5 protein-coding genes are annotated in these 15,062 nt (G+C 47.4%); 2 read left to right on the top strand and 3 right to left on the bottom strand.

All coding sequences use genetic code 11. The features are described 5' to 3' along the window. Positions 1 to 102: 102 nt before the first annotated feature. From tlpC to hxlA, 3 genes are all read right to left on the bottom strand, one after another. Entirely contained in the window at positions 103 to 1,824 is a 1,722-nt protein-coding gene (gene tlpC / locus M1D94_RS19310) for a methyl-accepting chemotaxis protein TlpC (RefSeq protein ID WP_021481821.1), read from the bottom strand. Between the two features lie 109 nt (positions 1,825 to 1,933). Beyond that, positions 1,934 to 2,491 carry a 6-phospho-3-hexuloisomerase gene (hxlB, locus tag M1D94_RS19305; protein WP_021481820.1) on the bottom strand — a complete coding sequence of 186 codons (558 nt, stop codon included), beginning with the start codon at positions 2,489 to 2,491 and terminating at the stop codon, positions 1,934 to 1,936. A 5-nt stretch (positions 2,492 to 2,496) separates the two neighbouring features. Beyond that, positions 2,497 to 3,129 carry a 3-hexulose-6-phosphate synthase gene (hxlA, locus tag M1D94_RS19300; RefSeq protein ID WP_021481819.1) on the bottom strand — a complete coding sequence of 211 codons (633 nt, stop codon included), beginning with the start codon at positions 3,127 to 3,129 and terminating at the stop codon, positions 2,497 to 2,499. A gap of 231 nt (positions 3,130 to 3,360) precedes the next feature. Between hxlA and hxlR the strand changes: the two genes are divergently transcribed. Further along, complete coding sequence (hxlR, locus tag M1D94_RS19295) at positions 3,361 to 3,723, top strand: transcriptional activator HxlR (protein WP_003246265.1); 363 nt, start codon at positions 3,361 to 3,363, stop codon at positions 3,721 to 3,723. A 575-nt stretch (positions 3,724 to 4,298) separates the two neighbouring features. Continuing rightward, on the top strand, positions 4,299 to 15,062 hold the full coding sequence (gene srfAA / locus M1D94_RS19290) for a surfactin non-ribosomal peptide synthetase SrfAA (RefSeq protein ID WP_424935135.1): 10,764 nt from the start codon (positions 4,299 to 4,301) through the stop codon (positions 15,060 to 15,062).

Raw genomic sequence — 15,062 nt, 5'->3', positions numbered from 1 at the left:
TGTTTTACGCTCAGTTTATTGCAGAAATCGTAATTTTAGCAGAACGAAATATTTGTTTTCAGCAAAATACGATTGCCAATTTACAATAATGATAGTAAGTCATCAGCCGTTTTCGGCTTGATTAATCATTTTAAATTGGCTTATGATACCGGTAAGCTCCTCAGCTAATTGAGAAAGTGTTTCAGAAGCTGCGGTAATCTCCTCCATTGCAGCAAATTGCTCCTCTGTTAATGCAGCCGCTTGCCGGGTATTTTTAGTAGATTCTTTAATGTCGGCCGTATTGGCTGCAAAGGAATCATTTATTTGATGTGCACTGGCTGAAATGTTTGTTACAGATGCTGATAAATCACTAATCTCGGCGCTGATTTCACCTGTTGCAGCTGCAATTTCCTTAAATGCATCTCTGGTGCGCTGGATCATGGTGACTCCTTCTGCAGCTTCTGTTTTCACATGCTCAACAGATCTTGCAGACCGGTTCATATCCTTTTGTATTTCTATGATCAGTTTTGAAATCTGTCCCGCAGACTGTTGAGACTCTTCCGCTAATTTACGTACTTCATCAGCAACAACAGCAAAGCCTTTTCCTTGTTCACCGGCTCTGGCAGCTTCAATCGCTGCATTCAGCGCAAGCAGGTTTGTCTGATCGGCAATTTGGGTGATGACCGATAAAATTTGCTCAATTTGTTTAGAGCGGCCGTCTAACTGGTGTATGATTTCTCCGCTTTTCTGAATTGACTGGTGAATCGCATCCATTTGCGCCTGTACATTTGCAATTTCCTTTTGTCCAATGTCTGCTTTTGATTGCGCGAGCTGCCCTTTGTCAGCGATAGCGGCAGTATTTGCAGAAATATCCCGGATGTCTGCTGAAGCTTGTTTTAATGAGCTTTCACTGTTTTCAATTCGGGTGATCTGATCTTGGGCTCCATTTGCAATCTGCTGTACAGCTTCTGTGATTTTTTCTGAAGCTTGATTTGTTTCCTCTGCTCCGGCTGAGAGCTGCTGAGAGGCTGACGCAAGCTGAAGGGCTGATTGTTGTACGGTTTGTATGGTATCGTTCAGCTTCATTCTCATCTTATTATAATAGACGCTTAGTTCTGAAAGCTCGTCACCGGTTTTGTCTGACACCTCTATTGTCATATCTCCGTTTCCGGCACTTTCAAAGGCGCTTTTTAAAGCGTTCAGCCGCTTGTTGATTTTTCTGGTGAAAACCAAAACAAGGATGACTGATACTATAATGACGATAACAAGAACGATAGCGAATTGAGTGAAAAGTGATTGTGTAAGTGATGCTAAAATACTTTGATTAGCTCCGGTATACAGCATGCCGATGATGTTCCCATTTTGATCTTTTAACGGCATGTATGCAGTCTGATAAGAAGAACCTGCTACATCTGCTTGTCCGTAAAAACGCTTTCCTTTCTTTAAAACAGCGGCAATAACTTCAGAAGAAGCCTGGGTGCCGACAGCTCTTTCGCCATTCTTCATGACATTGGTTGCAACACGAGTATCGCCTTGGAAAATGGTAATGGTATCACCTGTTTTTTCACCAAGCAGATCAACAATATCTTCATTTCCATTGATTTGTGTTTGCCCTTTATAGAGCTTATTGTTTTTCACCTGCCAGTCGCCTGACATGACATCATCAATATATGTGCTGCTTAAAGCGAGATCACCTTTCGCTTTTTCAGTTGCCATTTGTTTCATGCTTTCTGTAATTTCTTTAAGCATCACAGTGCCAACTGATGCCGAAAACAAAAGAATCACCACGAAAACGAGGCAAAGAATTTTAGTTCCTAGCTTCATCTTAAATCGTTTTATCAACATAATTCCTCCTTTTATGATTTATAGGTCATATTACTTATCGGGTTTTTGGGTTTAAAGTTTTATTTTTAAAAAATAAAACCGGCCTGATTTTCAGGCCGGTTGTGTGATGCTATTCAAGGTTTGCGTGGTGAGTGAACATAGTTTCAGAATCGAGTGCTTTTTTCTCCATGAGTTTTAAAATCACTGCATCATAGAAGAGCAGCAAAGTTTGTTCAAATAATGATCCCATTGGCTGAATGGTTTTATAGCTTCCGTTTGACTGGTCTTTAGGAGAACCAGGCATTCTGATGATGAGGTCCGCTTGTTTTCCGATGCTTGATTCCGGATTGATGGTTAAAGCTGCAACAATTCCGTGTAAGCTTTTTGCTTTTGCTGCGGTATGAATCAAGCTCTTTGTCTCGCCTGATCCTGAGCCGATAATAACTAGATCTCCTTCGGCGAGCGGCGGAGTGAGAATCTCACCTACTATATGGGCGTTGAAGCCCATGTGCATCAATCTCATCGCGAAGGATTTTGCCATCAGGCCAGACCGCCCCGCACCCGCAGTGAAAATTTGGTGGGATGAAAGAATGTGATCGGCAAGCTGGTCAGCCTCTTCATTAGAAATATAAGCTGCTGAACGGTGTAACTCATTGAGAATTTCCGCTACGTATTCAGTCGTTTTCATCGGAGTTATCCTTGGGCAATCAGCTGCTTCATTTTTGAAGCTGTTTCCGCCTTATCAGCTGCGCTTGTAATTCCGCCCCCGACAATGACAAGGTCAGGCTTTTGCTGGATCACTTCTGGTAGTGTATCAAGTTTGATGCCGCCCGCGATTGCGGTTTTTGCGTTTTTTACGGTGTTTTTGATTGTCGTTAATTCTTCGAAAGAGTTCTTGCCCTCTGCTTGAAGATCATAGCCAGTGTGGACGCAGATGTAGTCAACACCGAGTGCGTCAATTTCTTGCGCACGGGACTCGATATCTTTCACGTTAATCATGTCCACTAAAATTTTCTTCTTTTGTTTTTTGGCTTCTTCTACTGCGCCTTTAATCGTTGCGTCGTCTGTAGCCCCTAAAACGGTGATGATGTCAGCGCCTGCTTCCGACGCTTTCATAATTTCGTAGCCTCCGGCATCCATGATTTTCAGGTCTGCAAGAACCTTCAATTGAGGAAATGCTTCTTTTATTTCTTTAACGGCTCTTAGGCCTTCATTAATGACGACCGGTGTTCCGATTTCAACTACGTCGATGTATTGTTCTACCTCTTTGACAAGCTCAATGGCTTCTGGAATGTTGACGAGGTCTAATGCAAGCTGTAATTCCATTGTTGATCCACTCCCTTTTTCGAATTATTGTTCATTCTATAGGTTCCCTCTTTTGTTGAGAAGTAGGCACTTTGAAGTCAACAAGTTACTTGGAGGATACTGTGAGGAGAGGCAATCAGATTTCTTTCGCTTGATTTTATGAGTGAGTATAATGAAAAAAGAGTCTGCAAAAAAGTAAGTAAGTGATGATACGTATCTAACATACAAAAAGGTTACTAAGGGGGGATTCTATTGAGCCGGATGGACGACAAAAGGTTTAATTGTGAGAAGGAATTAACGCTTGCAGTGATTGGCGGTAAATGGAAAATGCTCATTTTATGGCATTTAGGAAAAGAAGGCACAAAACGGTTCAATGAATTAAAAACATTGATTCCTGATATTACGCAGAAGATCCTCGTGAATCAGCTGAGAGAGCTTGAGCAGGATATGATTGTTCACAGGGAAGTGTATCCGGTTGTCCCGCCGAAGGTTGAATATTCTCTGACCCCGCACGGAGAAAGCCTCATGCCTATTCTTGAAGCCATGTATGAGTGGGGGAAAGGCTATATGGAATTGATTGATATCGACAAAAATGTCATGAAAGAATCGTTGTAAGACGCTCTTCGCAAGGGTGTCTTTTTTTTGCCTTTTTTTCGGTTTTTGCGCGGTACACATAGTCATGTAAAGATTGTAAATTGCAGTCAGCAATAAAAAAAGATTGAACGCAGCAGTTCGGTTTAAAAATTTTTATTTTTCTGTAAATAATGTTTAGTGGAAATGATTGCGGCATCCCGCAAAAATATCCCTGTAAATAAACTGGAATCTTTCGGCATCCCGCATGAAACTTTTCACCCATTTTTCGGTGATAAAAACATTTTTTTCATTTAAAGTGAACGGTAGTAAGATAAAAAATATTGAAAACAATGAATAAATAGCCAAAATTGTTTCCTATTAGGATAGGGGATCTTGCGGTCTTTATCCGCTTATGTTAAACGCCGCAATGCTGACTGACGGCTGCCCGTTTTTATAGCGGCAATCTGTTTTTTTGTTTGGAAGTACTGCTTTTTAAGTGTAGTACTTTGGGCTATTTCGGCTGTTAGTTCATAAGAATTAAAAGCTGATATGGATAAGAAAGAGAAAATGCGTTGCACATGTTCACTGCTTATAAAGATTAGGGGAGGTATGACAATATGGAAATAACTTTTTACCCTTTAACGGATGCACAAAAACGAATTTGGTACACAGAAAAATTTTATCCTCACACGAGCATTTCAAATCTTGCGGGGATTGGTAAGCTGGTTTCAGCTGATGCGATTGATTATGTGCTTGTTGAGCAGGCGATTCAAGAGTTTATTCGCAGAAATGACGCCATGCGCCTTCGTTTGCGGCTAGATGAAAACGGGGAGCCTGTTCAATATATTAGCGAGTATCGGCCTGTTGATATAAAACATACTGACACTACTGAAGATCCGAATGCGATAGAGTTTATTTCACAATGGAGCCGGGAGGAAACGAAGAAACCTTTGCCGCTATACGATTGTGATTTGTTCCGTTTTTCCTTGTTCACCATAAAGGAAAATGAAGTGTGGTTTTACGCAAATGTTCATCACGTGATTTCTGATGGTATCTCCATGAATATTCTCGGGAATGCGATCATGCACATTTATTTAGAATTAGCCAGCGGCTCAGAGACAAAAGAAGGAATCTCGCATTCATTTATCGATCATGTTTTATCTGAACAGGACTATGCTCAATCGAAGCGGTTTGAAAAGGACAAGGCGTTTTGGAACAAGCAATTTGAATCGGTGCCTGAACTTGTTTCCCTGAAACGGAATGCATCCGCAGGGGGAAGTTTAGATGCTGAGAGGTTCTCTAAAGATGTGCCTGAAGCGCTTCATAAGCAGATTCTGTCGTTTTGTGAGGCGAATAAAGTCAGTGTTCTTTCGGTATTTCAATCGCTGCTCGCCGCCTATTTGTACAGGGTCAGCGGCCAGAATGATGTTGTGACGGGAACCTTTATGGGCAACCGGACAAATGCGAAAGAGAAGCAGATGCTTGGCATGTTTGTTTCTACGGTTCCGCTTCGGACAAACATTGACGGCGGGCAGGCTTTTTCAGAATTTGTCAAAGACCGGATGAAGGATCTCATGAAGACACTCCGCCACCAAAAGTACCCGTATAATCTTCTGATCAACGATTTGCGTGAAACAAAGAGCTCTCTGACCAAGCTGTTTACTGTTTCTCTTGAATATCAGGTGATGCAGTGGCAAAAAGAAGAGGACCTTGCCTTTTTGACTGAGCCGATTTTCAGCGGCAGCGGATTAAATGATGTCTCGATCCATGTGAAGGATCGATGGGATACTGGGAAACTCACCATCGATTTTGATTACCGCACTGATTTATTTTCACGTGAAGAAATCAACATGATTTGTGAGCGCATGATTACGATGCTGGAGAACGCGTTAACGCATCCAGAACATACAATTGATGAATTAACGATGATTTCTGATGCGGAGAAAGAGAAGCTGCTTGCGAGGGCCGGCGGTGAATCTGTGAGCTACCGTAAGGACATGACGATCCCGGAACTGTTCCAAGAAAAGGCTGAGCAGCTTTCAGATCATCCAGCGGTTGTATTTGAAGGTCGTACATTGTCCTATCGAATGTTACATGAACAATCCGCACACATCGCCAATGTGCTGAAACAGAAAGGGGTTGGCCCGGACAGTCCTGTTGCGGTTTTGATTGAACGTTCTGAACGGATGATTACAGCTATCATGGGGATTTTAAAAGCCGGCGGAGCCTATGTGCCGATTGATCCGGGTTTTCCTGCTGAGCGCATTCAATATATTTTGGAGGATTGCGGGGCGGACTTCATCCTGACTGAATCGAAGGTTGCGGCGCCTGAAGCCGATGCTGAGCTGGTTGACTTAGATCAGGCGATTGCGGAAGGTGCAGAAGAAAGCCTGAATGCAGATGTGAACGCACGGAACCTTGCCTACATTATTTACACATCGGGGACAACCGGACGCCCGAAAGGCGTTATGATCGAGCATCGCCAGGTTCATCATTTGGTTGAATCTCTGCAGCAGACGATTTATCAAAGCGGCAGCCAAACCCTGCGGATGGCATTGCTTGCGCCGTTCCACTTTGATGCGTCAGTGAAGCAGATCTTCGCGTCGCTTCTTTTGGGACAAACCCTTTATATCGTACCGAAGAAAACAGTGACGAACGGGGCCGCCCTTGCTGCATATTATCGGAAGAACAGCATTGAGGCGACGGACGGAACACCGGCTCATTTGCAAATGCTGGCAGCAGCAGGCGATTTTGAAGGCCTAAAACTGAAACACATGCTGATCGGAGGAGAAGGCCTGTCATCTGTTGTTGCGGACAAGCTGCTGAAGCTGTTTAAAGAAGCCGGCACAGCGCCGCGTTTGACTAATGTGTACGGGCCGACTGAAACGTGCGTTGACGCGTCTGTTCATCCGGTTATCCCTGAGAATGCAGTTCAATCAGCGTATGTGCCGATCGGGAAAGCGCTGGGGAATAACCGCTTATATATTTTGGATCAAAAAGGCCGGCTGCAGCCTGAAGGCGTGGCGGGTGAGCTTTATATCGCGGGAGACGGTGTGGGCCGAGGCTATTTGCATTTGCCTGAATTAACGGAAGAGAAGTTTTTACAAGATCCATTCGTGCCGGGCGATCGCATGTACCGGACCGGGGATGTGGTGCGCTGGCTTCCAGATGGAACAATCGAATATTTAGGCAGAGAGGACGACCAGGTCAAAGTCCGCGGATACCGGATTGAGCTTGGGGAAATTGAAGCCGTGATTCAGCAGGCGCCAGACGTTGCAAAAGCCGTTGTTTTGGCACGCCCTGACGAACAGGGAAATCTTGAGGTTTGCGCATATGTTGTGCAGAAGCCTGGAAGCGAATTTGCGCCAGCCGGTTTGAGGGAGCATGCGGCCAGACAGCTTCCTGACTATATGGTGCCGGCTTACTTTACAGAAGTGACAGAAATTCCGCTTACGCCAAGCGGCAAAGTCGACCGCCGCAAGCTGTTTGCACTAGAGGTGAAGGCTGTCAGCGGCACTGCCTATACAGCGCCGCGAAATGAGACTGAAAAAGCAATCGCAGCCATTTGGCAGGACGTGCTGAACGTTGAGAAGGCGGGGATTTTTGACAATTTCTTTGAAACGGGCGGGCATTCATTGAAGGCCATGACCCTTTTAACAAAGATTCATAAGGAAACAGGCATCGAGATTCCGCTTCAATTTTTGTTTGAGCATCCGACGATTGCGGCTCTTGCAGAGGAAGCTGATCACAGAGAAAGCCGGGCATTTTCGGTGATTGAACCTGCTGAAAAACAGGAGCATTACCCGCTTTCATTGGCACAGCAGCGAACATATATCGTCAGCCAATTCGAGGATGCAGGAGTCGGCTACAACATGCCTGCGGCAGCAATTCTGGAAGGGCCTTTAGATATTCAAAAGCTGGAGCGCGCATTTCAGGGGTTAATCCGACGCCACGAGTCTTTGAGAACGTCATTTGTTCTTGAAAACAGCACGCCGAGACAGAACATTCACGACAGCGTTGAATTCAACATTGAGATGATTGAAAGAGGCGGCCGCTCAGATGAGGCAATTATGGCTTCATTCGTTCGGACATTTGATTTGGCGAAAGCTCCGCTGTTCAGAATCGGTTTGCTGGGGCTTGAAGAGAACCGTCATATGCTGCTGTTTGATATGCACCATTTGATTTCTGACGGTGTATCCATTGGCATTATGCTGGAGGAGTTAGCACGCATTTATAAAGGCGAACAGCTTCCTGAGCTTCGTCTCCAGTATAAGGACTACGCTGTATGGCAAAGCAGACAGGCTGCTGAAGGGTACAAGAAGGACCAGGCTTATTGGAAGGAAGTCTTTGCAGGCGAGCTCCCGGTGCTTCAGCTTCTGTCCGATTACCCAAGACCACCTGTTCAAAGCTTTGAAGGAGATCGGGTGTCAATCAAGCTGGATGCGGGGGTAAAGGATCGCCTCAATCGTTTGGCTGAACAAAACGGCGCCACTTTATATATGGTGATGCTGTCCGCTTACTATACGCTTTTGTCAAAGTATACGGGACAGGATGACATCATTGTCGGGACACCGTCAGCGGGCAGAAATCACTCCGATACAGAGGGCATTATCGGGATGTTCGTCAATACGCTTGCGATTCGCAGTGAGGTGAAGCAGGACGAGACGTTTACCCAATTGATCTCGCGTGTCCGCAAACGGGTGCTGGATGCCTTTTCTCATCAGGACTATCCGTTTGAGTGGCTTGTTGAAGATTTGAACATCCCGCGTGATGTTAGCAGGCATCCGCTGTTTGACACGATGTTCAGCCTTCAAAACGCGACAGCAGGCATTCCGGCTGTCGGCGATCTGTCCTTGTCTCTTCATGAGACCAATTTCAAGATTGCCAAATTTGATTTGACCGTGCAGGCGAGAGAAACCGATGAAGGCATTGAGCTTGATTTGGATTACAGCACAAAGCTGTTTAAACAAAGCACGGCAAACAGGCTGCTTACGCATTTTGCGCGTTTGCTTGAAGATGCTGCGGCTGATCCAGAGAAGCCGATTTCTGAGTATAAGCTTCTTTCTGAAGAGGAGGCCGCTTCGCAAATTCAGCAGTTTAACCCGGGCAGAACACCTTATCCTAAAGATAAAACAATTGTTCAGCTGTTCGAGGAGCAAGCGGCGAATACGCCAGACCACACTGCGCTTCAATATGAAGGCGAATCACTCACTTATCGTGAGCTGAATGAACGGGCCAATCGTTTAGCCCGCGGCATTCTTTCTCTTGGAGCTGGCGAAGGCAGAACTGCGGCTGTCTTATGCGAGCGGTCAATGGATATGATTGTGTCGATCTTGGCAGTATTAAAATCAGGTTCGGCTTATGTTCCGATCGATCCGGAACATCCGATTCAGCGGATGCAGCATTTCTTCCGTGACAGCGGAGCAAAGGTGCTTCTCACTCAGAGGAAATTAAAGGCTTTGGCGGAAGAAGCGGAATTTAAGGGCGTTATCGTGCTAGCCGATGAGGAAGAAAGCTATCATGCCGATGCGCGAAATCTCGCACTGCCTCTTGATTCTGCAGCAATGGCCAACCTGACGTATACTTCCGGAACGACTGGAACACCTAAGGGGAATATCGTGACACATGCCAATATCCTCCGCACGGTGAAGGAAACGAATTATCTCAGCATTACAGAACAGGATACGATTCTCGGTCTTTCCAATTACGTGTTTGACGCGTTTATGTTCGATATGTTCGGCTCTTTGTTAAACGGAGCCAAGCTGGTGCTGATACCGAAGGAAACCGTTTTGGACATGGCTCGCCTGTCCCGCGTCATTGAACGGGAGAACATCAGCATTCTCATGATTACAACCGCTTTGTTCCACTTGCTTGTGGACTTGAATCCGGCATGCTTGTCAACGCTTCGCAAGATTATGTTTGGCGGGGAACGGGCTTCGGTTGAGCATGTCAGAAAAGCTTTGCAAACGGTTGGAAAGGGCAAGCTCCTTCACATGTATGGACCGTCTGAAAGCACGGTTTTCGCGACGTATCATCCGGTTGATGAATTGGAGGAGCACACGCTGTCTGTTCCGATTGGAAAACCGGTCAGCAATACGGAAGTATACATTCTTGACCGTACGGGACACGTGCAGCCTGCCGGGATTGCCGGAGAGCTTTGCGTCAGCGGCGAAGGACTCGTGAAAGGCTATTACAACCGTCCAGAACTGACTGAGGAGAAATTTGTTCCCCATCCGTTTACATCCGGCGAACGCATGTATAAAACGGGAGACCTTGCGAGATGGCTGCCGAATGGCGACATCGAATTTATCGGGCGAATCGACCATCAGGTGAAGATTCGCGGACAGCGCATCGAGCTTGGAGAAATCGAACATCAGCTGCAAACCCATGATCGTGTTCAGGAAAGTGTTGTGCTTGCCGTTGATCAAGGAGCGGGAGATAAACTGTTGTGTGCTTACTATGTCGGAGAGGGAGACATCTCATCACAAGAGATGAGAGAGCATGCTGCGAAGGACTTGCCGGCATATATGGTTCCTGCGGTATTTATCCAAATGGACGAGCTGCCGCTGACAGGGAACGGAAAAATTGACCGGAGAGCGCTGCCGATTCCTGATGCCAACGTTTCAAGAGGTGTTTCATATGTTGCGCCACGCAATGGAACGGAACAAAAAGTCGCAGACATTTGGGCACAGGTACTTCAGGCAGAACAAGTCGGCGTTTATGACCACTTCTTTGACATTGGCGGACATTCATTAGCAGGCATGAAGATGCTTGCCTTGGTTCATCAGGAACTGGGCGTTGAGCTGTCACTCAAGGATCTCTTCCAATCACCGACGGTTGAGGGCTTGGCACAGGTGATTGCCTCTGCTGAAAAAGGGACAGCCGCAAGTATCAGCCCGGCAGAGAAACAAGATACGTATCCTGTTTCTTCACCGCAAAAACGGATGTACGTGCTTCAGCAGCTTGAGGATGCGCAAACGAGCTATAACATGCCGGCGGTTCTGCGCCTGACAGGTGAGCTTGATGTTGAAAGGCTTAACAGCGTCATGCAGCAGTTAATGCAGCGTCATGAAGCCTTGAGAACCACGTTTGAAATAAAAGATGGAGAAACGGTGCAGCGGATCTGGGAAGAGGCTGAGTGCGAGATAGCCTATTTCGAAGCCCCGGAAGAAGAGACAGAGCGGATCGTTTCTGAGTTTATTAAGCCTTTCAAAATCGACCAACTTCCACTGTTCAGAATAGGGCTTATCAAGCATTCAGACACTGAGCATGTGCTGCTGTTCGATATGCATCATATTATTTCTGATGGTGCATCTGTCGGTGTGCTGATTGAGGAGCTTTCAAAGCTGTACGACGGAGAAACCCTTGAGCCGCTCCGTATTCAATATAAGGATTATGCCGTGTGGCAGCAGCAGTTCATTCAGTCTGAGCTTTACAAGAAGCAAGAAGAGCATTGGCTGAAGGAGCTGGACGGAGAGCTGCCGGTGCTGACGCTTCCGACTGATTACAGTCGGCCTGCCGTTCAAACATTTGAGGGAGACCGCATTGCATTTTCATTAGAAGCAGGCAAAGCTGATGCTCTGCGCAGGCTTGCAAAAGAAACGGATTCCACGCTTTACATGGTGCTTCTGGCTTCATACAGTGCATTTTTATCAAAACTTAGCGGGCAAGACGATATCATCGTCGGTTCACCTGTGGCCGGACGATCTCAAGCGGACGTCAGCCGCGTCATCGGAATGTTCGTCAATACATTGGCGCTTCGCACGTATCCGAAGGGTGAAAAGACCTTTGCTGACTATCTTAACGAAGTGAAAGAAACGGCACTCAGCGCATTTGATGCGCAGGATTACCCGCTTGAGGATTTGATCGGAAATGTTCAAGTTCAGCGTGACACAAGCAGAAACCCGTTATTCGATGCAGTTTTTTCAATGCAAAATGCGAATATAAAGGATTTAACAATGAAAGGGATTCAGCTTGAGCCGCATCCGTTTGAACGGAAAACAGCCAAGTTTGACCTCACGCTGACGGTTGACGAAACCGACGGAGGGCTTACATTCGTACTCGAATACAATACAGCTCTGTTTAAGCAGGAAACGATTGAACGATGGAAGCAATATTGGATGGAGCTTTTAGATGCAGTTACTGGGAACCCGAACCAGCCGCTTTCCAGCCTGTCACTGGTCACAGAGACAGAAAAGCAAGCGCTTCTTGAGGCATGGAAGGGCAAGGCGCTGCCTGTGCCGACAGACAAAACGGTTCATCAGCTATTCGAAGAGACTGTCCAGCGCCACAAAGACCGCCCGGCTGTCACATACAACGGCCAGTCTTGGACGTACGGCGAGCTGAATGCGAAGGCAAACCGTCTCGCGCGGATTCTGATGGACTGCGGCATCAGCCCGGATGACCGCGTCGGCGTTCTCACGAAGCCGTCGCTTGAAATGTCCGCCGCGGTGCTCGGCGTCTTGAAAGCCGGAGCGGCGTTTGTGCCGATTGATCCTGACTACCCGGATCAGCGGATTGAGTATATTTTACAGGACAGCGGCGCGAAGCTCCTCTTGAAACAGGAAGGCATTTCAGTGCCGGATAGCTTCTCAGGAGACGTCATTCTTCTCGACGGAAGCCGCACGATTCTAAGCCTGCCGCTTGATGAAAACGACGAGGGAAATCCAGAGACGGCTGTAACCGCGGAGAACTTGGCGTACATGATTTACACGTCTGGAACGACCGGACAGCCGAAGGGTGTCATGGTCGAGCACCATGCGCTTGTGAACCTGTGCTTCTGGCACCACGACGCGTTCAGCATGACAGCGGAGGACCGCAGTGCGAAGTACGCGGGCTTCGGGTTCGACGCTTCCATTTGGGAGATGTTCCCGACCTGGACAATCGGCGCCGAACTTCACGTCATTGATGAAGCGATCCGCCTCGATATCGTCCGCCTGAACGATTATTTTGAAACGAACGGCGTAACGATCACGTTCCTGCCGACACAGCTTGCGGAACAGTTCATGGAGCTTGAGAACACATCACTTCGTGTATTGCTCACTGGAGGAGACAAGCTGAAGCGCGCAGTGAAAAAGCCGTACACACTCGTCAATAACTACGGGCCGACAGAAAATACGGTCGTTGCCACAAGCGCAGAAATCCATCCGGAGGAAGGCTCGCTTTCCATCGGACGGGCCATTGCCAATACGAGAGTATACATTCTCGGCGAGGGCAATCAGGTGCAGCCGGAAGGCGTAGCCGGAGAGCTTTGCGTGGCGGGGCGCGGACTGGCACGAGGCTATCTGAATCGAGAAGACGAAACCGCGAAGCGGTTTGTCGCTGATCCGTTTGTGCCGGGTGAGCGCATGTACCGCACCGGCGATTTGGTGAAATGGACGGGCGGCGGCATCGAATACATCGGCCGGATCGACCAGCAGGTCAAGGTCCGCGGCTACCGGATCGAGCTCTCAGAAATTGAAGTCCAGCTCGCCCAGCTTTCTGAGGTGCAGGATGCGGCGGTGACAGCTGTCAAAGATAAAGGTGGCAACACAGCGATCGCAGCGTATGTCACCCCGGAATCAGCTGACATAGAAGCACTGAAATCAGCACTGAAGGAAACCCTGCCGGATTACATGATCCCGGCGTTCTGGGTGACGCTGGACGAGCTTCCGGTTACGGCAAACGGCAAAGTGGACCGCAAAGCCTTGCCTGAGCCGGACATCGAAGCGGGAAGCGGAGAATACAAAGCGCCGACGACCGACATGGAAGAACTGCTTGCCGGCATCTGGCAGGACGTGCTTGGAATGTCTGAAGTCGGTGTCACCGACAATTTCTTCTCGCTTGGCGGAGATTCCATCAAAGGAATTCAAATGGCGAGCCGCTTGAACCAGCACGGCTGGAAGCTGGAAATGAAAGATCTCTTCCAGCACCCGACGATCGAAGAGCTTACCCAGTATGTAGAGCGTGCCGAAGGCAAACAGGCAGACCAAGGCCCGGTGGAGGGCGAAGTCATCCTGACGCCGATCCAGCGCTGGTTCTTTGAAAAGAACTTCACGAACAAGCACCACTGGAACCAATCGGTGATGCTTTACGCCGCGAAGGGCTTTGATCCTGAACGGGTGGAGAAAACGTTGCAGGCGCTGATCGAGCATCATGACGCGCTCCGTATGGTCTACCGTGAGGGACAGGAAGACGTCATTCAATACAACAGAGGTCTTGAAGCTGCTTCAGCTCAATTGGAGGTCATCCAGATTGAGGGCCAAGCTGCAGATTACGAAGACCGTATAGAGAGAGAAGCGGAGCGTTTGCAAAGCAGCATCGACTTGCAGGAAGGCGGCTTGTTAAAAGCAGGCTTGTTCCAAGCGGAAGACGGAGACCACTTGCTTCTTGCCATTCACCACTTAGTGGTTGACGGCGTGTCGTGGCGGATTTTACTGGAGGATTTCGCCGCAGTATATACACAGCTTGAGCAAGGCAATGAACCGGTTCTCCCGCAGAAAACACATTCATTTGCAGAGTATGCAGAGAGATTGCAAGACTTCGCGAACTCCAAAGCCTTTTTGAAAGAAAAAGAGTATTGGAGACAGCTTGAAGAACAAGCTGTCGCGGCAAAGCTTCCGAAAGACCGCGAATCTGGTGATCAGCGAATGAAACATACAAAGACAATTGAATTCTCGCTGACTGCTGAAGAGACAGAACAGCTCACCACAAAGGTGCATGAGGCATATCACACAGAAATGAATGATATTTTGCTGACGGCATTCGGATTGGCAATGAAGGAGTGGACGGGACAAGATCGAGTAAGTGTTCATTTAGAGGGGCATGGACGTGAAGAAATCATAGAAGACCTGACCATTTCCCGCACAGTCGGCTGGTTTACAAGTATGTACCCAATGGTGCTCGATATGAAGCATGCGGATGATCTGGGCTACCAGCTGAAGCAAATGAAAGAAGATATCAGACATGTGCCGAATAAGGGAGTCGGATACGGCATTCTGCGCTATTTGACAGCGCCCGAACATAAAGAAGATGTGGCGTTCTCGATTCAGCCGGATGTCAGCTTCAACTATTTAGGTCAGTTTGACGAAATGTCGGATGCAGGTTTGTTTACGAGATCAGAGCTGCCGTCAGGACAGTCATTAAGCCCTGAAACAGAAAAACCGAATGCGCTGGATGTTGTCGGATATATCGAAAACGGAAAACTGACGATGTCACTGGCCTATCATTCTCTTGAATTTCATGAAAAAACAGTACAAACATTCAGTGACAGCTTTAAAGCGCATCTTCTCAGAATCATTGAACATTGCCTATCTCAAGATGGAACGGAACTGACCCCGAGTGATCTTGGTGACGACGATTTGACGCTGGATGAGCTGGATAAATTAATGGAAATTTTCTAA

The sequence above is a fragment of the Bacillus sp. JZ109 genome (genome assembly GCF_053903135.1).
Note: the sequence above shows the minus strand (reverse complement) of the source record. Positions and strands in the feature narration are given on the sequence as shown.

Bases quoted from the DNA above. Each gene is read 5' to 3' on its own strand.
- hxlA (WP_021481819.1), bottom strand. From the start codon at position 3,129: ATGGAATTACAGCTTGCATTAGACCTCGTCAACATTCCAGAAGCCATT.
- srfAA (WP_424935135.1), top strand. From the start codon at position 4,299: ATGGAAATAACTTTTTACCCTTTAACGGATGCACAAAAACGAATTTGG.
- hxlB (WP_021481820.1), bottom strand. From the start codon at position 2,491: ATGAAAACGACTGAATACGTAGCGGAAATTCTCAATGAGTTACACCGT.
- tlpC (WP_021481821.1), bottom strand. From the start codon at position 1,824: ATGTTGATAAAACGATTTAAGATGAAGCTAGGAACTAAAATTCTTTGC.